Below are 20,544 nucleotides of genomic sequence, written 5' to 3' on the forward strand. Positions count from 1 at the left end.
TCAGTCGATCCGGATGTCCAGACCGAGGTCGAGTGACCGGGCCGAGTGTGTGAGTGCTCCGACCGAGATCACCTGCACACCGGTCTCAGCGATCGCCCGCACGGTGTCCAGGTTCACGCCGCCGGATGCCTCCGCTGTCGCCCGTTCGCCGATCAACGCGACGCCCGCGCGCAGGTCGTCGAGCGTGAAGTTGTCCAGCAGCACGGTGTGCGCGCCTCCAGCGAGGACATCCGGGATCTGGTCGAGTCGATCGACTTCGATCACGATGTGCGTGGTGTGCGGAAGCTGCGTGAAGGCCGTGCGCAGCGCCTGCGCGAGGTCGTCTCCGGTCCGTCGGATCACGGCGAGATGGTTGTCTTTCGCCATGACGGCGTCCGACAGCGTTGTGCGGTGATTGCTGCCTCCGCCGCTGCGCACCGCGTGGCGTTCGAATGCGCGGAGCCCCGGCGTCGTCTTGCGAGTGTCGGCGATGCGCACGCCCGTACCTTCGACCGCAGCGACGTAGGCGGCCGTCAGGGTTGCGATTCCACTCATCCGCTGGGCGAAGTTGAGCCCGATGCGTTCCGCCGTGAGCACGCTGCGCGCGGAGCCTGTGACCGTTGCGAGCACATCACCGGCGACGAAGGTGTCGCCATCGGCGAAATGCAGATCGACCGCGACATCCGGATCCGTCAGCGTGAAGGCGGCTGCGAACACCTCGCCGCCGCTGAAGACGCCGGGCTCTCGGGCGACGAGGTCGGCGACGGCCTGCGTCTCGGCCGGGATCAGTGCCGTGCTGGTGACATCGCCCCACGGGGCGTCTTCCTCCAGCGCGGCAGTGACGACGCGGGTGAGGGTGGCGGCGGTGAGCATCAGAGTCCGATCAGTGCAGGAGCGGGAGCGATATGGTGAGCGCCCACCGAAGAGGTACGGGTGAGTGCGGCGGATGCGGTTGCTTCCGCGACGAGGAGGAGATTGGCGTCTTCGTGGGCGGCGACCGTCGTCGGCCGCGGCATCGTCTTCCGCCAGTTGGCGATCATCGCTCGCGCGTGTGTCATGCCCTCGACGGTGCGGAGGAGTCCCACGTGATCCCACATCAGCTGCTGGAGAGCCGCGCGCGTGAACGGCGGGGCATCGACGAAGTCGTGCACTGCGGGAGCATCCACGGTCGCCAGTTGCGGGAGCGCGGCGGGGGTGTCGAGAGCGGCGGCGGCCCGTGCACCGAACACGGCGCCCTCCAATAGGGAGTTCGATGCGAGGCGGTTGGCGCCGTGCACGCCCGTTCGGGCTGCTTCGCCGACGGCGAAGAGCCCCGGGATGCTCGTACGGCCGTCGAGATCTGTGGCGATGCCGCCCATCAGGTAGTGCGCAGCGGGTGTCACGGGGATCGGCTCGCGAGCCCAGTCGAATCCTCGCTCGCGGGTGACGCGGTCGATCGTCGGAAAGCGCCGCGCGAGCGTCGTCGCGATCGTGTCCGGCGTGCCCAGCACAGTGGCATCCAAGCGCACGTCAGAGTGCTGTTCCGCCGCCTGTCGCGCGATCGCCCGGGCGACGACGTCGCGTGGTGCGAGTTCTCCGCCGGGATGAGCGTCGAAGGCGAAGCGTCGACCCTCATCGTCGATCAGAGTCGCGCCCTCACCGCGCACAGCCTCCGACACGAGGAACGGCACCCCAGGGCTGGCAAGAATCGTCGGGTGGAACTGCACGAACTCCAGATCTGTCACCGCCGCGCCGGCGCGCAGTGCCGCCGCGATCCCGTCGCCGGTGACATCGAGAGGGTTGGTGGTGCGTGCGAAGAGCTGACCGGCGCCGCCGGTCGCGATGATCACCGCATCGGCGAGAAGCTCCTGCTCACCGTCCGCCGTCAGGACGCGGATGCCGCGCACTTCGGTGGGTGCTTCGCCCAGGAGGAGATCGCAGAAGAAGGTGTGCTCGTGCACGACGATGTCGCTCGCCTGCACGGCTGCGACAAGAGCGCGCGAGATCGCGGCACCCGTGGCGTCGCCGCCCGCATGCACGATACGGGGAGAGGCGTGCGCCGCCTCATGTCCGCGCAGCAGAGCGCCGTCGGGGCCGCGGTCGAAGTCGACGCCGCGCTCGAACATCTCCGCGATGCGGGCGGTGCCTTCCTCGACGAGGACATCGACCGCGGCAGGGTCGCTGAGCCCCGCACCCGCCTGAATCGTGTCGGCCGCATGGGCTGCAGGCGAGTCGTCGGGGCCGTACCAGCCGGCGACGCCGCCCTGGGCGAGGGGGGTGCTTCCGCCGCCGAGGGCACCCTTGACGACGAGAGCGACCCGGTGTCCGCGCTCACGGGCGTGCAGTGCTGCGGTGAGTCCCGCGACGCCGGCGCCGACCACGATCATGTTCATGCGCGTGGTGCGGCATCCTGCGTCGCGACCGGTGGCTTCGCCGCCAGCATCCGCTCCAGTGCGACGCGCGCCGGATCGGCGACATCGACGCTCACCTGGATCCGGTTGGGAGTCCGCCCCGCGACGAGCTCTTCCAGCACCCATGCGAGATACCCCGGGTGGATCCGATACATCGTCGAACAGGGGCAGACGACCGGGTCGAGGCAGAAGATCTCGTGCTGGGGGTACTGCGCCGCCAGACGTCGGACCAGATTGATCTCGGTGCCGATCGCGAACGTGGTCGGCGTCGTCGCCGCATCGATTGCGCGACGGATGTAGTCGGTGGAGCCTGCCTCATCTGCCGCGTCCACGACCTCCATCGGGCACTCGGGGTGCACGATCACGCGCACACCCGGGTGCTCGGCGCGCGCCTGATCGATCTGCGCGACCGTGAAGCGGCGGTGCACCGAGCAGAAGCCGTGCCACAGGATGACTCGCGAGTCCGTCAGCGTCTCGGCGTCGTTGCCGCCGAAGGGACGGCGGGGGTTCCACATCGGCATCTGCTCGAGTGGCACGCCCATGGCCTTCGCTGTGTTGCGGCCCAGGTGCTGGTCCGGGAAGAACAGTACGCGACGTCCGCGCGCGAACGCCCATTCCAGGACGGTCTGGGCGTTGGAGGATGTGCACACGATGCCGCCGTTGCGCCCGACGAAGCCCTTGATCGCCGCCGAGGAGTTCATGTAGGTCACGGGGATGACGGGAAGCAGGCCGTCCGCGTCGACCTGGTCGAGGGGGCCGAGCACATCAGCGAGCTGCTCCCAGCACTCTTCGACCTGGTCGATGTCGGCCATGTCGGCCATGGAGCATCCCGCGGCGAGATTCGGCAGGATCACGGCCTGCTCGGGCTGTGAGAGAAGATCGGCGGTCTCAGCCATGAAGTGCACGCCGCAGAACACGATCGCCTCGGCGTCCGGATGCTCCTTCGCCGCGGTCGCGAGCTGGAACGAGTCGCCGACGTAGTCGGCGTGGCGCACGACCTCTTCCCGCTGATAGAAGTGACCGAGGATCACCAGACGGTCGCCGAGGGTCGCGCGCGCCGCCTCGATGCGCGCGTGCAGCTGCGCTTCGTCGGCTTCGCGGTACGCCTGCGGCAGCTCGCCCTGGCGTGGTGCCCCGGTCGGGATGACATCGCCCATCGACGAACCTGGACCGTAGCCGGGGCGGGTGTCGAAGTCCCACGGCCCCGCGGCCAGATCGGTCGAACAGGTCGCATCCGTGGACGCGCCGGCGACGATGGACTGGATCGCGTGGTCGACGGAAGGGTCACGCAGGGCAGGAGTGGTGAGCGTGCTCACGGTCATGGCGTCCTTGTTTCTTCGGGTGCGAGCGGGCCGCGGTCGGCGAGCTCGACGTCGGTGTTGTAGCGGTACAGGCGGGCGGGTCGGTGGCTTCCGGTGCGGAAGCGGTCGGTGGGGATGAGAGTGCCAGATGCTTCGACCTGGCGGCGGAAGTTCGCCGGATCCAGACGGCGCTGCAGGATCGCCTCGTAGGCGTCCCGAAGCTCAGCGAGGGTGAACTCCGGGGGCAGGAACCCATGGGCGACGCGGCTGTAGCCGACTTTGTTACGCAGACGCCACAGCGCGTAGTCGATGATCTGCGCGTGATCGAAGGCCAAGGGGGGCAGATCGGCGACCTCGAACCACTGCACGTTCTCCGGCGCATGACCTGCGGCGCGGTAGGCGGCGATCTGCCGGTCGACGGCATCAGAGGGGAGCAGTGCCCAGTAGACGACCGAGATCGCCCGTGTGGGGGAGCGGTCGACGGCACCGAAGGCGTAGAGCTGCTCCAGGTAGCTCGGCGCAAGGCCCGTGGTCTCCGCGAGCGTGCGGGATGCGGCTTCTTCCAGGCTCTCCCGTGCGCCGAGCCAGCCGCCGGGCAGAGCCCAGTCGCCGAGATGAGGCTCGCGCGTGCGCCGGACGAGAGGCAGCACGATGTGCGGTGCCTCCTCCTCGGACTCGCGACGCAGCGTCAGGGTGACAGCAGACACCGCGACGCGGATCGAATCCTCGTTCCTAGTTTTGGTCATTGCGACTCTAACCTCCGAGCATGATCTTATAGTCTCGGTGACTCGAACACTGCATTTCTTACGCTGCCGCCCCCTGTGTGGGCACCGGCGCGGGGGCTGAGTCCGAAACGTTATCTTCGCCGGGCGATGCGCGCTTGTATGCCGTTTGAGAATTTGTTAGGTTGCTGTCCTAACAAACCCCATCCGGGGTGCGTCCTCAATGGGGAGCAAGTCCCTCCTGCAGTGCAGCACCGAGAGGAAAGTAAGAGAATGAACCGAAACGGCAAGCGCATCGCGCTCACCGCTATCGCGGGAGCATCCGCTCTCGCAATGGGTCTGACCGGCTGTGCCCCGGCCGCCGGCGGCAACGGGGGCGAGGGTTCCAGCGACCGCGCTCTCCGCGTCTGGGCCGGAAGTAACACCCCGATCGAGACGAACTTCAACCCGTACGCACCGCTCCCGCTTCACGGCGCGCTCGGTCCGATCCTTGAGCCGCTGTTCTTCTTCAACAAGACGGCAGACACCGAACCCGTTGGTCTCATCGGTGAGTCCTACGAGTACAACGAAGACGGCACCGTCATCACGGTCAAGATCAAGGACGGCCTGAAGTGGTCGGACGGCAAGCCCCTCACGGCTGACGACGTCGTCTTCTCCTTCACGTACGAGGCGAACAACCCGAGCGGCAACGGCCTGGTCTCGGCTGAGGCCACCGACGACACCACCGTCGTCCTGACCTACCAGACGGCGCAGTACACCACTGAGTTCCAGCGCATGGGCTCCAGCTACATCCTGCCCGCGCACGTGTGGAGCGAGGTCGCCGACTACATGACCTTCACGAACGAGAACCCGGTTGGCTCGGGCCCCTACGTCGTGGAGAAGGTCACCAAGGAGTCCTACACGCTCGTCGCGAACGAGAACTACCGCGACGCGGCAGACCTCGGCGTCAAGAAGGTGCAGTACATCGCCGTCGACAACAACCAGACCGCGCAGGACCTCCTCGCCGCTGGCAAGCTCGACTGGGCCGGTATGTTCATCCCGAACCCCGAGTCGGTCACCGGCAACGGCAAGATCACGTGGATCAACACCCCGCAGGACCCGACCGTCCTCTACACCTGCTCCAACGCTGCCCTCGGCTGCGTCGGCGAGCAGACCGACGTCGCCGTGCGCCAGGCGCTGAACCTCGCGATCGACCGCGCCACGGTCAAGGAGAAGGCCTTCGTCGGCATGGCAGGCGAGATTTCCCCGACGTTCGCACTCGTTCCGCGTGACCAGAAGTGGATCGCCGACGACGCCAACGAGGTCAGCCCGCAGGAGGCCGACGCTTCCGGCGCTGGCGCCATCCTCGAGGCAGCCGGCTACACCAAGGATGCCGACGGCTTCTACGGCAAGGACGGCGTCGCCATCGAGCTCTCGCTGATCTCGCCGGACGGCTGGACCGACTACAACGACGCGGGCAAGCTCATCCAGGAGCAGGCAGCTGCGGCTGGCATCAAGGTCAACGCCTCGACCGTCCAGCAGCAGGAGTGGTCCGACGCTCGTCAGACCGGTCAGTACGAACTGATCATGGGTGGTGTCATCGGCACCTCCGTCGCTGACCCGTTCCAGATCTACCGCGACTGGTTCGGCGGCGAGATCGTGCAGTCGACGAGCCCGGTCGGCACCGAAGTTCCTGCAGGCCGCTGGAACTTCAGCCGCTACAGCAACCCCACGGTTGACGCTGCGGTCCAGGCCGCGACCAGCACCAACGACGAGGCGGAGAAGCAGGCTCTCTACGGCACGATCCAGACCGAGATCGTCCGCGACCTGCCGTACATCCCGCTCATCATCAACGCGACGCAGACCTTCATGAACACGAAGGACTTCACGGGCTGGCCGTCCGAGGACAACCTCTACGCCTTCCCGCCGTCCTGGGGTGCGATTGCGGCAGGATACATCCTGACGCAGCTCGAGCCGGCCAAGTAACTCCGCAGTACACGCAGTAACGAGCAGTAAGGCATGAAGACGTTGGAAGCAGGAAGAGTGAGAGTGACATGAAGTTCTATGCACGAAGGATCGGGTTCTACGCGGTAACGCTGTGGGCCACGATCTCCCTCAACTTCCTGCTTCCACGTCTCATGCCGGGCGACCCCGCCGACATCATGATCGCGAAGCTGCAGCGAGCTGGTGGCGAGGTCTCCGAGAACACCATTCGCAACATCAAGCTTCTCCTGGGATCAGACGACACCTCGCTCTGGGACCAGTACCTCGGCTATTGGGGGCGGATGTTCCAGGGCGACCTGGGCGTCTCCGTCACCCGGTATCCCACTCCGGTCACCGACCTGATTGCCGAAGCCCTTCCCTGGACGCTGATCCTGGTCGGCACGGCGACAATCATCTCGTTCATCCTCGGCGTCGGCCTCGGCGCCTGGGCCGGTTGGAAGCGTGGCACCTGGGTTGACCACATCATCCCGGCAACCACTGTGCTCCAGTCGATCCCTTACTTCTGGCTGGCACTCATCCTCGTCTCGGTGTTCGCCGTGGGCCTGGGCTGGTTCCCCATCTTCGGCGGCTACGACGTCTTCGAGTTCTCCGACGGCCCCGAGCTTTCCTGGGCCTTCATCGCCGATGCGAGTCGCCACGCCCTTCTTCCCGCGATCACGATCGTCGTGAGCTCCGTTGGCGGCTGGCTCTTCGGCATGCGCAACATGATGGTCTCGACGCTCGCCGAGGACTACATCACGACCGCAGAGGCGAAGGGTCTGCGCCCGCGCCGCATCCTCACGACATATGCAGCCCGCAACGCAGCGATTCCGTCGATCGCCGGCTTCTCGATCACGCTCGGCTTCGTCGTCGCGGGTTCCATCGTCATGGAGCAGGTGTTCACTTACCCCGGCGTGGGCAAGCTGATGTTCCAGGCCGTGACGAACAGCGACTACGCGCTCATGCAGGGCGTGTTCCTCGTGATCACGATCGCTGTGCTCGCCGCCAACTTCTTCATGGACCTCGTCTATGGCTTCATCGACCCGAGAGCACGCCAGAATGTCTGACATCAAGAGCAACGACACTGCTGAGAGCTCCGATTCCCTCACGGCCGAAGAGCTCACGACGTCCAACGTCATCCTCAAGGAAGCGCCCACGACCGGCGCTCCCAGCACTGTGGCCCTCGCCACCCAGCGCAAACCGCGACGCGGCTTCCGGGCCATGCTCCCGACGCTGTCGCCGAAACTGCTGATCGGAATGGTGCTCGTCGGCGCGATCGTGCTGTTCGCGATCATCGCGCCGTTGTTCACGCAGAACCCTCGCAACTCAAAGAATCCCGCGTTGGCAGAGCCGTCTGCCGAGCACTGGCTCGGCACGACCAAGCTCGGCTACGACGTGCTCGCGCAGCTGGCACACGGCGCACAGGGCTCGCTCAAGGTCGGTCTCATCGCCGGTGCGATCGCGATCGTCCTGTCGCTGATCTTCGGTGTGCTCGCCGGATATCTCGGCGGCTGGAAGGAAGACACGCTCGCGCTCGTCACGAACATCATGCTCGTGATCCCCGGTCTTCCCCTGGTCATGGTCATCGCGGCCTTCGCGCCGACCCGCAGCCTTGACCTCGTCTCCGTCGTCCTCGGTATCACCGGCTGGGCCGGTGCCGCGTACGTGCTCCGATTGCAGACACGATCGCTGCGCACCCGCGACTACGTCCTGGCGTCCCGCGTCGCCGGCGAGAAGTCGTGGCGCATCATCCTCGTCGAGATCATGCCGAACCTTCTGCCGCTGCTCGCGTCGCAGTTCCTGTTCGCCATCATCTTCGCGATCCTCGGCGAGGCGGGTCTGTCGTACCTCGGCCTCGGCCCGACGGACTCGATCACGTGGGGAACCATCCTCAACGACGCGCAGTCCGGTCAGGCCCTCGGACAGGGCGCCTGGTGGTGGTTTGTCCCGCCGGGAGTCCTGATCGCACTCCTGGGCTGTGGCCTCGCGTTGATCAACTTCGCGATCGACGAAATTATCAACCCCAAGCTGCGCAACGCCCCCGCGGCCGCGCGCAGCGTCCGCAAGGCCACGAAGGCTGGCCGCGGCGTGACGGGTGCAGAGGGCTCCGCCCACGCACCCGCCACCGCATCGCACTCGACCGGAGCCGACGCATGACCGCCGAACCCGTCCTCACCGCCCGTAACGTCTCCATCGAGTACGAGGTCGACCCGCCGGTCAAAGCCGTGCGCAACGTCACGCTGACGCTGAACCGCGGCGAGATCCTTGGCCTTGCCGGCGAATCCGGCTGCGGTAAGACGACGCTGGCATACGGCCTGAACCGTCTGCTCAAGGCTCCGGCGCTCATGACGAGCGGCGAGATCACCTTCCATGACCGCTCCGGCGCCGACATCGATATCGTCGGCCTGGAAAACGAGCAGCTGCGGGCCTTCCGCTGGGACAAGATCTCCATGGTGTTCCAGGGAGCCATGAACTCCCTCAACCCGGTGATCAGCGTCAAGGCGCAGATCTACGACATCTTCGACACGCACCGTCCCGGGATGTCGAAGCGGGAGAAGAAGGCTCGTGCCGAGGAGCTCCTGCAGCTGGTCGGTGTCGACCCGAACCGTCTGACGAGCTTCCCGCATGAGCTGTCCGGCGGCATGCGCCAGCGCATGATGATCGCCATGGCGCTCTCGCTCGACCCGCAGGTCATGATCATGGACGAGCCCACCACGGCGCTCGACGTGGTCGTCCAGCGTGGCATTATCCGCGAGATTATGCGACTGCGCGAGAAGCTCGGCTTCGCCGTGATCTTCATCACGCACGACCTCCCGATGCTGATCGAGATCAGCGACCGCATCGCGGTCATGCTGCAGGGACAGATCGTCGAGCAGGGCACGGCGGCAGAGATCTACCACACCCCCCAGCACGAGTACACGAAGCGCCTGCTCTCGAGCTTCCCGAGCCTCCGCGGTGAGCGCGGCGACTTCGTGCGCACGGGCAGCCAGGTCAGTCAGGAGCAGGTCCGATGAACGAGACGATCCCCGCAGCGACGCTCGAAGCGCGCAATCTCGTCAAGGACTTCAAGCTCCGCTCGGGACTGAAGACCTCGATCCTCCACGCCGTGAAGGATGTCTCGTTCACGCTGGAATCCGGCAAGACGATCGCCCTCGTCGGCGAGTCCGGCAGCGGTAAGTCCACGATCGCCCGCATGCTGATGAAGCTCGAGACGCCGACCTCGGGCAGCATCCTGCTCGACGGCGTCGAGACGCCCAACAGCGGCCGCGCGATCGCGAACTACCGCTCCGAAGTGCAGATGATCTTCCAGGACCCGTTCGCCTCGTTGAACCCGTTCCACACGATCATCCACCACCTCGAGCGCCCGTTGCGCCTGCACCACCCGGAGCTCTCGAAGAGCCAGGTGCGCGATCGTGCGCACGAGCTGCTCGAGCGTGTGCGCCTGAGCCCCGCCGACAACTACGCCGACCGTCGTCCGCACGAGCTGTCGGGCGGTCAGCGTCAGCGCGTGGCCATCGCCCGCGCGCTCGCTCCGGGTGCACGTTTCATCGTGGCCGACGAGCCCGTGTCGATGCTCGACGTGTCAATCCGTCTCGGCGTTCTGAACCTGCTGGCCGACCTGCAGCGTGAAGACAACCTGGGCGTGCTCTACATCACGCACGACCTGGCGACGGCCCGTCACTTCAGTGACGAGATCATGGTGCTCTACCGCGGCGACGTGGTCGAGCGTGGTCCGGCGGACGAGGTGATCCTCAACCCGCAGCACGAGTACACCAAGACACTGCTGAACGCGGCACCCGAGCCCGAGAACCTCGGCAAGCTGCGTGACGAGGTCCGCCGCGAACTGGCCGGCCTCTGAGTAATCGGTTCCCCCGACGAACGCCCGCGTGACCGCTTCGGTCCGCGGGCGTTCGTGTACCCCGCCGGACGCTAGACTGACTCCCGTCGAGTCTGTTCTGCATGCCCGACCACAATTGAAGACGGGCCGAATGACCCCCGCGGGAGAGCCCCGGCGAACGCAGCCGGGCACCGAAGGAGCAAGCCTCCCCGCCAATCTCTCAGGTACCGCGTACCGCGCGGGTCCGGCCACTCTGAAAAGCGATCGAGAGTTCTTGATCCGCCGACGGTGAAAGCTGCCTCTCCTCGAGGCGGCGAAACTCTCAGGCCCATGACAGAGGGGGAGTTCTCGGATGTCTCGCGACCGCGGGGCGTCCTTCCGACCGCACGGGAGAACTTTCATGTCCGATCCCCGCTACACCCCGCTCCGCGCGCAGCACGAAGCCCTTGGTGCGTCCTTCACCGACTTCGGCGGCTGGCAGATGCCGGTGCGATACACGTCAGATCTCGCCGAGCACCATGCCGTGCGTCAGGCTGCCGGGCTGTTCGACATCTCGCACATGGCCGAGTTCCTCATCGAGGGAGAGCAGTCCGCCGCGTTCCTCGACTACGCCCTCGCCGGACGCTTGTCCGCCCTGCCGATCGGCAAGGCGAAGTACTCGCTGCTGCTGGCGGAAGACGGCGGCATCATCGACGACGTGATCGTCTACCGTCTCGCGGACGAGCGTTTCCTGGTCATCGCGAACGCCGGCAACCGCGCACCGGCAGCGGAGGCGTTCTCAGCCCGCACATCCGACTTCTCCGTGAGCTTCGCCGACGCATCCGATGAGTACGCGCTGCTGGCCGTGCAGGGCCCGGCCTCCGAAGCGATCGTCGCCGCGATCGACGGAATCGAAGACCTCTCCACGCCCTGGACGGAGCAGAAGTACTACGCGTGGGCGGATGCCACTTTCCACGGGTCTCCGCTGCTGATCGCCCGCACCGGATACACCGGTGAGGACGGTTTCGAGCTCATGGTGCGCGCCGACGACGCACCCGCGCTCTGGGAATCGGTCATCGCTGCGGGCACCCCGCACGGTCTGGTGGCGGCCGGCCTCGCAGCCCGTGACACGCTGCGCCTGGAGGCGGGGATGCCGCTGTACGGTCACGAGCTGTCCCTCGACACGAAGCCCGCTCAGGCGGGCCTCGGTCGTGTGGTGGTCACAGACAAGGAGCGCTTCGTCGGACAGTCCGGTGTCGCCGTGGCATCCGATGCTCCCGTGCTCGTCGGACTCGTCGCCGAGGGCAAGCGTGCTGGCCGTGCCGGATACGCGGTCGTCGCCGAAGACAGCACGGTTCTCGGTGAGGTCACGAGCGGCGCTCTCAGCCCGACGCTCGGCCACCCGATCGCCATGGCCTACGTCGAGCCCGGCCATGCCGAGATCGGCACCCAGCTTTTCCTTGATGTGCGGGGCACCAAGATCCCCGCGACCGTATCCGCTCTGCCTTTCTACCGGAGGATGAAATGACCGATCTCAGCACCCTGTCCTACACCGAGGAACACGAATGGATCGCCGCGGAGGGGACGACCCTCACGATCGGGATCACCGACTACGCCGCAGAGAAGCTCGGTGACGTCGTCTTCGTGGAGCTCCCGGCCGTCGGCACCGCGGTCACCGCGGGCACCGTCGTCGGCGAGATCGAGTCGACGAAGTCGGTCGGCGAACTCTACGCTCCGGTCGATGGCACGATCGTCGAGATCAACGACGCCGTCGTCGACGACCCCTCGCTCGTCAACGCCGCACCCTTTGAGGGCGGCTGGCTGATCAAGGTCGAGGCGGCTGCGGGCGCGACCGACGGTCTGCTGAACCGCGACGCCTATGTCGCACTCACGGAGGCGTGAGAGTGACCGCATTCGCTGATCGCCACATCGGCACGACAGCCGCGGCGCAGTGGACGATGCTCAGCACGCTCGGCATCGAACGCGGAGACGGAAGCGAATCTTCCGTCGATGCGCTCATGCGCCGCGCTGTGCCGCAGTCCATCTGGCGTGACGCGGCCGCCACATCGACGCTTCCGGTCGCCGCCTCCGAGGCGGAGGCACTCGCCGAGTTGCGTGCGCTCGCGTCGCGCAACACCGTGAACCGTTCGATGATCGGCCTCGGCTACTACGGCACGCACACCCCGAGCGTGATCCAGCGCAACATCCTGGAGAACCCGTCCTGGTACACGGCCTATACCCCGTATCAGCCGGAGATCTCCCAGGGGCGTCTCGAGGCGCTCATCAACTTCCAGACGATGGTCGCTGAACTCACCGGACTCTCGACGGCGAACGCGTCGATGCTCGATGAGTCGACGGCAGCCGCTGAGGGGATGCTCCTGGCGCGTCGCGCATCCAAGGCCGCGTCGAACGTCTTCGCGGTCGATGCGGATGCGTTCCCGCAGACGAAGGCACTGCTCGCCACGCGCGCGGATGCCGTCGGCATCGCGCTTGTCGAGGTGGATCTCGCCGGGGGAGAGGTACTGCCCTCCGACCTCTTCGGCGTGTTCGTGCAGTACCCCGGTGCCTCGGGACGCGTGTGGGACCCCACAGCGGTGATCGATGCCGCCCATGTTGCGGGCGCTCAGGTCGTCGTCGCCGCCGATCTTCTCGCTCTCACGCTGGTCGCTTCTCCGGGTGCGCTCGGCGCAGACGTCGCAGTCGGGACGACCCAGCGCTTCGGCGTTCCGATGGGCTTCGGCGGCCCGCACGCCGGCTACATGGCTGTGCGCGCGGGTCTGGAGCGGCAGCTTCCGGGCCGTCTGGTCGGTGTCTCCCAGGACGCGGACGGACGCCCCGCCTACCGCCTCTCGCTGCAGACCCGTGAGCAGCACATCCGCCGTGAGAAGGCCACGTCGAACATCTGCACCGCTCAGGTGCTGCTGGCCGTCATGGCCTCGATGTACGCCGTCTATCACGGCCCCGAGGGACTGCGGAAGATCGCCTCCGAGACGGCTGCCAACGCCGCGCTGTTGCGCGACTGGCTCGTCGAGGCGGGGGCGGATGTCGCCCACGACGCGTTCTTCGACACCTTGACCGTTCGCGTGCCCGGCCGGGCCGCTGAGTACGCGCAGCAGGCACGAGACGGCTTCGGCATCCTGCTGCGGGTGGTGGATGCGGACACGATCGGCATCTCCGTCGATGAGACGACGACCACCACCGAGCTTCACCAGGTGGCGATGGTCTTCGGCGGCAAGCAGGAGCGTGTCTTCGGGTTCACCGACGGCGCCGCCAACGCACTGCCGACCGCTCTGGTGCGTGAGGACTCGTACCTGACGCACCCTGTCTTCCACGCGCATCGCAGTGAGACCGCGATGATGCGCTACATGAAGGCTCTCGCCGACCGCGATTACGCGCTGGACCGTGGCATGATTCCGCTCGGTTCGTGCACGATGAAGCTCAACGCGGCGACGGAGATGGCTGCGATCACGTGGCCGGAGTTCGCGGGCATCCATCCGTTCGCCCCCGCTGCGGACGTGGAGGGCTACCTCGAGCTGATCGATCAGCTCGAGGCCTGGCTCGCCGATGTCACCGGCTACGACGCGGTGTCCCTGCAGCCGAACGCCGGTTCGCAGGGTGAGCTCGCGGGGCTGCTCGCGATCCGCGGCTACCACCTCGCCAACGGCGATGAGCAGCGCACGGTGTGCCTGATCCCGTCGTCGGCGCACGGCACGAACGCGGCATCCGCGGTTCTCGCGGGAATGAAGGTCGTCGTGGTCGCCTGCGATGATCTCGGCAACGTGGATCTCGCCGACCTGCGCGCGAAGATCGCCACACACGCTGCCGAGCTCTCCGCGCTCATGATCACCTACCCGTCCACCCACGGCGTGTACGAGCATGACGTGCTCGACATCACGGCGGCGGTGCACGAGGCCGGAGGGCAGGTGTACATCGACGGTGCGAACCTCAATGCGCTGCTTGGCTACGCGCGCTTCGGTGACCTCGGCGGCGACGTTTCGCACCTCAACCTGCACAAGACCTTCGCGATCCCTCACGGCGGTGGCGGTCCGGGCGTAGGCCCGGTTGCCGCGAAGGCGCATCTCGCGCCGTTCCTGCCCTCGCACCCGCTCGCGCAGCGCGCGGAGCACGCGGGCGGATACACCTTCGAGGGTGGTGTGGTGTCGGCGGCTCCCTACGGGTCTGCGGGCATCCTCCCGATCTCCTGGGCGTACGTCCGGATGATGGGGGCAGACGGCCTGCGCAACGCGACGGCCGCAGCCGTGCTGTCGGCGAACTACATCGCCGCGCGGCTCGAGCCCCACTACCCGGTGCTCTACACGGGCGAGAACGGTCAGGTCGCGCACGAGTGCATCCTTGACCTGCGTCCGCTGAGGGATGCCACAGGCGTCACGGTCGATGACGTCGCCAAGCGACTGATCGACTATGGGTTCCACGCGCCGACCATGTCGTTCCCCGTCGCGGGGACGCTCATGGTCGAGCCGACCGAATCCGAGGACATCGGCGAGATCGACCGCTTCATCGACGCGATGATCGCGATCAAGCACGAGGCGGATGCTGTGGCATCCGGTCGCTGGCCAGCGGACGACAACCCGCTTGTGAACGCGCCGCACACGGCGGCGGCACTCCTGATCGGGGAGTGGGAGCACGCCTACGCGCGAGAGGACGCCGCCTACCCGGTGCGCAGCCTCGTGGCAGGAAAGTACTGGCCGCCGGTGCGTCGCATCGACCAGGCATACGGTGATCGCAACCTCGTCTGCGCGTGCCCGCCGATCGAGGCGTTCGCGTAACGACGAGACCCGCAGATACTGAGCGCTCTGCGCGGTGTCGACCCGTTTTCGGGAAGGCATCGCGCAGGGCGCCGTTCGGCGTTCCCACCCGCGGATGATCACCACTCAGTAACGGTTTATTCACCGAGTTGGAGATGGGCGGCGGCGCGGTTACCCTCAAGTATCCCTACGCGTTCAACGAAGAGCGTGCAGATTGCTATCTATCGTCCACAGGAGGACAAGTGAAGCGCAACAAGATCGCCCTTTCGGGTGTCGCGCTGCTCGCAGCGGGTACCCTCGCACTCGCGGGCTGCGCAGCAGGTGGTGGCGAGTCGGACGGCGGCGGAAACGCCGGCGGTGCGGCTGACCCCGATGCCATCATCACCACGAACGGCAGCGAGCCGGAAAACCCGCTCATCCCGACCAACACCAACGAGGTCGGCGGCGGAAAGATCCTCGACAGCATCTTCGCTGGTCTGATCTACTACGACGCAGATGGCGCTCCGGTCAACGACATGGCCGAAGAGATCATCACGGAAGACCCGCAGAACATCACGGTCAAGCTGAAGAAGGGCCAGAAGTTCACCGATGGTGAAGAGGTCACGGCTGACAACTTCATCAAGGCGTGGAACTACGGTGCACAGTCGGAGAACGCACAGCTCTCGGGCTACTTCTTCGAGGACATCGAGGGCTTCGTCGTCGATGCAGGCGACCCCGACAACCCGGATGACGACATCTTCGGCGCGCAGGGCGACATGGCCGGCCTCAAGCAGGTCGACGACTACACGTTCACCATCACGCTGAACAAGCCCGCGTCGGACTTCGCGCTCCGCCTCGGCTACTCGGCGTTCTACCCGCTGCCCGATGCCGCGTTCGAGGACATGGAAGCCTTCGGTCAGAACCCGATCGGCAACGGCCCGTACATGATCGACGGTGCCGACGCGTGGCAGCACGACGTGAAGATCGACCTCGTTCGCAACGACGACTACCAGGGCGACCGCAAGCCCGCCAACGGCGGTCTGACGATCAACTTCTACGCGACGCAGGAAGCTGCTTACGCAGACCTGCTCTCGAACGAGGTCGACGTCATCGACGCGATCCCGACGAACTCGCTCGCCGTGTTCACCGACGAGCTCGGTGACCGCGCTGTCAACCAGCCGGCAGCCGTGTTCCAGTCGTTCACGATCGGTCAGTTCCTCCCGCACTTCAGCGGCGAGGAGGGCGAGCTGCGTCGTCAGGCGATCTCGATGGCCATCAACCGCGAAGAGATCACCAAGACGATCTTCTCGGAGACCCGTACCCCCGCATCCGACTTCACCTCGCCGGTCATCGACGGCTGGTCGGACTCGGTTCCCGGCTCGGAGGTTCTCGACTTCAACGCCGAAGAGGCGAAGAAGCTGTGGGCTCAGGCTGACGCCATCGCACCGTGGGAGGGCGAGTTCAAGATCGCCTACAACGCCGACGGCGGACACGACGCCTGGGTCGACGCAGTGTCGAACCAGATCAAGAACACGCTGGGCATCGAGGCATCGGGCGACCCGTACCCGACCTTCCAGGACCTGCGTACCAAGGTCAACGACCGCACGATCACCACGGCTGCTCGCTCCGGCTGGCAGGCGGACTACCCGGGTCTGTACAACTTCCTGGGCCCGCTCTACGCAACCGGCGCAGGCTCGAACGACGGTGACTACACGAACCCCGAGTTCGACGCCGCGATCAAGGCCGGCATCAGCAACCCGGACGCTGCAGGTCAGCTCGAGGACTTCACGAAGGCTCAGGAGATCCTGTTCAACGATCTCCCCGCCATTCCGCTGTGGTACTCGAACGTGACCGGCGGTTTCAGCGAGAACGTCGACAACGTGAAGTTCGGCTGGAACTCCGTGCCGATCTTCTACGAGATCACGAAGGCCGCTAAGTAGGCCTGACCGAACTCACCTACGAGGCGGTGGCGAATCTCTCGTCACCGCCTCGTAGGCTGTACTCGTGTCTAACCTGCTAGCGGTCCCAACGAAGGGATAGCGGATGCTCGGCTATATCCTGAGACGTCTCCTGCAGGTGATCCCGGTGTTCTTCGGGGCCACCCTGCTCATTTACTTCCTCGTGTTCGCCATGCCTGGCGACCCGATCCTCGCCATGTTCGGCGATCGCACACCCAACCCGGCGGTCGTCAACCAACTGCGCGAGCAGTACCACCTGAATGACCCGTTCCTGGTGCAGTACTGGTACTACATCACCGGTGTGCTCCAGGGCGACCTCGGCACGACCTACTCGGGTCGTCCCGTGTCCTCGGTTCTCGCGGACACTCTCCCCGTCACCGGACGCCTCGCCGTCATGGCGATCGGCATCGAGTTCGTGCTCGCGATCATCATCGGCACGGTCTCCGCGTTGCGCAAGGGCAAGATCTTCGACAACGCGATGCTGATGATCGCTCTCGTCGCGATCGCGATCCCGATCTTCGTCGTGGCCTTCCTGGCCCAGTACTTCCTCGCGATCCAGTGGGGATGGTTCAAGCCGACTGTCGGCGCGAACAACGACTGGGGCGGACTCTGGCTCCCCGCGATCGTTCTGGGATTCAGCCTCTACGCGGTCAGCATGCGTCTGATGCGCAGCTCCGTCATCGACACGCTCAACCAGGACTGGGTGCGTACGGCCTACAGCAAGGGACTGTCGCGTAACCGCGTGATCCCCGTGCACGTGCTGCGCAACTCGCTGATCCCCGTGATCACCAACTCGGCCACCAACTTCGGTGTGCTGCTGGTCGGTGCGACGGTGACCGAGGGCATCTTCAACGTCCCCGGCGTCGGCAACACGCTCTTCGAGGCGATCCGACGTGGTGAGGGGCCGACGGTCGTGTCGTTCGTGACCGTCTTCGTCATCCTCTACGTGCTGGTGAACCTGCTCATCGACCTTCTCTACGGTCTGCTCGACCCAAGGATTCGCTATGTCTGATCCCACGACACAGAAGCACTACGTCGCCCCGGTGGAGACACAGTCCATCGCCGTCGATGCGGTTCGCGTCGCCGACAAGCCCAGCAACCTCTGGCGTGACGCATGGCGTGACCTGCGCCGCCGTCCGATGTTCTGGTTCTCGGTGGTCCTCGCCGTGTTCTTCCTCGTGATGGCCCTGTTCCCGACCTGGTTCACGCAGGTGCCGCCGAACGCGGACTGCCAGCTCTCGAACAGCAACGGCGGTCCGACGGACGGGCATCCGCTCGGTTTCACGTTCCAGGGCTGCGACATCTACGCGCGCATCGTCTGGGGCGCCCAGACCTCGCTGTCGGTCGGTCTGCTCGCGACCCTGATCTCGTCGGTCCTCGGCCTGATCATGGGTGCACTCGCGGGCTTCTACGGCGGATGGCTGGACTCGGTCCTGTCTCGCGTCGGCGACATCTTCTTCGCCATTCCGTACATCCTGGCCGCTGTGGTCGTGATGACGGTGCTTCGCGACCAGCGTTCCGTCTGGGTGCTGGCAGTGGCGATCGGTGGTTTCGCCTGGGCATCCACCGCCCGCGTGGTGCGAGCGGAGATCCTCCGAGTGCGGCAGGCAGACTTCGTCATGGCCTCACAATCGCTCGGGCTCTCGAAGTTCCGGACGCTGCTGTCGCACGTGATCCCGAACGCGATCGCACCGCTGCTGGTGGTCACGACGCTCGGACTCGCCGCGTCGATCGTCGCCGAGGCGACGCTCTCGTTCCTCGGTGTCGGTCTCGGCAGCACGACCATGTCGTGGGGCAATGACATCAGCCAGGCGCAGAACTCTCTGCGCGTGGCGCCGATGGCACTCATCTACCCGTCGATCGCTCTCACCCTCGCGGTGCTGGCGTTCGTGAGCCTGGGCGAGCTCATCCGAGACGCCCTCGACCCGAAGGCGAGGGCCCGCCGATGAGCGAGAACACGTCTACGCAGAACTCGACACCGCTGCTCAGCGTTCGCGACCTCACCATCGCGTTCCGCGGGCAGGACGGCATGCGCGAGGTTCTGCACGGAGTCAGCTTCGACATCTTCCCCGGCGAGACCGTCGCCATCGTGGGAGAGTCGGGATCCGGCAAGTCCACGACGGCCACCGCCATCGTGAATCTCCTTCCGGGTACCGGACAGGTCACCGGCGGCAGCATCACGCTCGAAGGGCGTGAGCTGACGACGCTGAGTCGTACGGCGATGGAAGCGGTGCGCGGCCGAGACATCGGCTTCGTCCCGCAGGACCCGATGTCGAACCTCAACCCGGTGTGGAGCGTCGGCTTCCAGGTGAAGGAGGCGATCCGCGCCAACGGCATCGCCCGCGGTCGTGAGGACGTCAAGGCACGCACGATCGAGGTGCTGCAGCAGGCTGGTCTTGCCGACGCCGAGCGTCGTCTGCACCAGTACCCCCATCAGTTCTCGGGCGGCATGCGTCAGCGTGCACTCATCGGCATCGGTCTCGCGGCGGACCCGAAGCTCCTGATCGCCGACGAGCCGACCTCGGCTCTCGACGTGACGGTGCAGCGGGTCATCCTCGACCACATGGCGTCGTTGACGCGTGACCGCGGCACCTCGGTGCTGCTCATCACGCACGATCTCGGGCTCGCTGCAGAGCGTGCCGAGAAGATCATCGTGATGAACAACGGCAACATCGTCGAAGCAGGTCCCAGCCGACAGATCCTGGAAGATCCGCAGCACCCGTACACGAAGCGTCTCGTCGCCGCCGCGCCGAGCATCGCCTCGAAGCGCATCCAGGCCGTCGTCGAAGACCGCGGTGTGGAGACGATGGATGCTCTCGCGGCGATCCCGCCGACCGTGCGGGTCGAGGGGCTCACCAAGGACTACAAGATCCGACAGGGCGGCTTCCGCAGCGAAGCATTCCGCGCCGTCGACAACGTGTCCTTCGAGATCCCGAAGGGCAAGACGCTGGCGCTGGTCGGCGAGTCGGGTTCGGGCAAGTCCACGGTCGCCAAGATGGTGCTCAAGCTCGAGGAGCCGACCGCCGGCACGATCGAGATCGACGGACGCGATGTCTCGCGACTCTCGGGTGCACAGGCGTTCGGTCTGCGTCGCCGCATGCAGCCGGTCTTCCAAGACCCGTACGGGTCGTTGGATCCGCTGCGCAACATCGGCAACACGATCGCGGAGCCGCTGCAGATCCACAACGTCGGAGACCGTAAGTCGCAGAACGCGCGCGTGCTCGAACTGCTCGACCAGGTCGCTCTGCCGCGTGTGCTCGCGACTCGCTACCCGAACGAGCTGTCCGGTGGTCAGCGTCAGCGCGTCGCGATCGCGCGTGCCCTGGCTCTGAAGCCCGACATCGTGGTGCTGGATGAGGCGGTATCCGCGCTCGACGTGCTGGTGCAGGATCAGATCCTGCAGCTGCTCGCCGATCTGCAGTCCGAGCTCGAGCTGACCTACCTCTTCATCACGCACGACCTCGCGGTCGTTCGGGTCTCCAGCGACCTGGTCTGCGTCATGGAGCAGGGAAAGATCGTCGAGCAGGGCACGGTCGACGAGATCTTCAGCAACCCGCAGCAGGAGTACACGGATCGTCTGCTGCAGGCGATCCCCGGTGCGTCGATCACCCTGGGTGGCGCCGCATCGTGACACCCAGCAGTTCCCCCGAGGGCGTACGGACATTCCGTT

At 66.1% G+C, this 20,544-nt stretch carries 16 protein-coding genes and 2 riboswitches; of the genes, 12 read left to right on the forward strand and 4 right to left on the reverse strand.

Features of this window, described 5'->3' with window-relative positions; genetic code table 11:
- Genes nadC through AC1REM_RS09290 form a run of 4 tightly spaced genes read right to left on the reverse strand, consistent with a single transcriptional unit; the run spans position 1 to position 4,416 of the window.
- On the reverse strand, positions 1–852 hold the full coding sequence (gene nadC, locus AC1REM_RS09275; RefSeq protein ID WP_492514358.1) for a carboxylating nicotinate-nucleotide diphosphorylase: 852 nt from the start codon (positions 850–852) through the stop codon (positions 1–3).
- Entirely contained in the window at positions 852–2,351 is a 1,500-nt protein-coding gene (nadB, locus tag AC1REM_RS09280; RefSeq protein WP_492514359.1) for an L-aspartate oxidase, read from the reverse strand. The genes nadC and nadB overlap by 1 nt, the downstream gene beginning before the upstream one ends.
- Positions 2,348–3,691, reverse strand: a complete 1,344-nt coding sequence (gene nadA / locus AC1REM_RS09285) for a quinolinate synthase NadA (protein ID WP_492514360.1) — start codon at positions 3,689–3,691, stop codon at positions 2,348–2,350. The genes nadB and nadA overlap by 4 nt, the downstream gene beginning before the upstream one ends.
- Complete coding sequence (locus AC1REM_RS09290; RefSeq protein WP_492514361.1) at positions 3,688–4,416, reverse strand: NUDIX hydrolase; 729 nt, start codon at positions 4,414–4,416, stop codon at positions 3,688–3,690. The genes nadA and AC1REM_RS09290 overlap by 4 nt, the downstream gene beginning before the upstream one ends.
- Before the next feature lie 249 nt (positions 4,417–4,665).
- On the opposite strand from AC1REM_RS09290, the gene AC1REM_RS09295 reads away from it, so the two are divergent.
- The 12 genes from AC1REM_RS09295 (at position 4,666) to AC1REM_RS09350 (ending at position 20,505) form a co-directional block, all read left to right on the forward strand.
- Positions 4,666–6,357, forward strand: a complete 1,692-nt coding sequence (locus tag AC1REM_RS09295; protein ID WP_492514362.1) for an ABC transporter substrate-binding protein — start codon at positions 4,666–4,668, stop codon at positions 6,355–6,357.
- Positions 6,358–6,425: 68 nt separating this feature from the next.
- On the forward strand, positions 6,426–7,421 hold the full coding sequence (locus tag AC1REM_RS09300) for an ABC transporter permease (protein ID WP_492514363.1): 996 nt from the start codon (positions 6,426–6,428) through the stop codon (positions 7,419–7,421).
- Entirely contained in the window at positions 7,414–8,511 is a 1,098-nt protein-coding gene (locus AC1REM_RS09305) for an ABC transporter permease (RefSeq protein ID WP_492514364.1), read from the forward strand. Before AC1REM_RS09300 ends, AC1REM_RS09305 begins: the two co-directional genes overlap by 8 nt.
- Positions 8,508–9,368, forward strand: a complete 861-nt coding sequence (locus AC1REM_RS09310) for an ABC transporter ATP-binding protein (RefSeq protein ID WP_492514365.1) — start codon at positions 8,508–8,510, stop codon at positions 9,366–9,368. Before AC1REM_RS09305 ends, AC1REM_RS09310 begins: the two co-directional genes overlap by 4 nt.
- Positions 9,365–10,213: an ABC transporter ATP-binding protein gene (locus AC1REM_RS09315; protein WP_492514366.1), complete on the forward strand. Its 849-nt coding sequence runs from the start codon at positions 9,365–9,367 to the stop codon at positions 10,211–10,213. Before AC1REM_RS09310 ends, AC1REM_RS09315 begins: the two co-directional genes overlap by 4 nt.
- A gap of 130 nt (positions 10,214–10,343) precedes the next feature.
- Positions 10,344–10,439: riboswitch (glycine riboswitch) on the forward strand.
- Between the two features lies 1 nt (position 10,440).
- Positions 10,441–10,536, forward strand: a riboswitch (glycine riboswitch).
- A gap of 56 nt (positions 10,537–10,592) precedes the next feature.
- Entirely contained in the window at positions 10,593–11,699 is a 1,107-nt protein-coding gene (gene gcvT, locus AC1REM_RS09320; RefSeq protein WP_492514367.1) for a glycine cleavage system aminomethyltransferase GcvT, read from the forward strand.
- Positions 11,696–12,073, forward strand: a complete 378-nt coding sequence (gcvH, locus tag AC1REM_RS09325; RefSeq protein WP_204939559.1) for a glycine cleavage system protein GcvH — start codon at positions 11,696–11,698, stop codon at positions 12,071–12,073. The genes gcvT and gcvH overlap by 4 nt, the downstream gene beginning before the upstream one ends.
- A gap of 56 nt (positions 12,074–12,129) precedes the next feature.
- Positions 12,130–14,958 (forward strand): aminomethyl-transferring glycine dehydrogenase, encoded by a 2,829-nt coding sequence (gene gcvP / locus AC1REM_RS09330; RefSeq protein WP_492514490.1) that lies wholly within the window; start codon positions 12,130–12,132, stop codon positions 14,956–14,958.
- A 221-nt stretch (positions 14,959–15,179) separates the two neighbouring features.
- A complete protein-coding gene (locus tag AC1REM_RS09335; RefSeq protein WP_492514368.1) occupies positions 15,180–16,856 on the forward strand; it encodes a peptide ABC transporter substrate-binding protein in 1,677 nt (558 codons plus the stop codon).
- A 103-nt stretch (positions 16,857–16,959) separates the two neighbouring features.
- Positions 16,960–17,886, forward strand: a complete 927-nt coding sequence (locus AC1REM_RS09340) for an ABC transporter permease (protein ID WP_492514369.1) — start codon at positions 16,960–16,962, stop codon at positions 17,884–17,886.
- Positions 17,879–18,823 (forward strand): ABC transporter permease, encoded by a 945-nt coding sequence (locus tag AC1REM_RS09345; RefSeq protein WP_492514370.1) that lies wholly within the window; start codon positions 17,879–17,881, stop codon positions 18,821–18,823. The genes AC1REM_RS09340 and AC1REM_RS09345 overlap by 8 nt, the downstream gene beginning before the upstream one ends.
- On the forward strand, positions 18,820–20,505 hold the full coding sequence (locus AC1REM_RS09350) for a dipeptide ABC transporter ATP-binding protein (RefSeq protein WP_492514371.1): 1,686 nt from the start codon (positions 18,820–18,822) through the stop codon (positions 20,503–20,505). The genes AC1REM_RS09345 and AC1REM_RS09350 overlap by 4 nt, the downstream gene beginning before the upstream one ends.
- Positions 20,506–20,544: the final 39 nt, after the last annotated feature.

The sequence above is a fragment of the Microbacterium sp. GW823-FHT02G05 genome, from assembly GCF_058797175.1.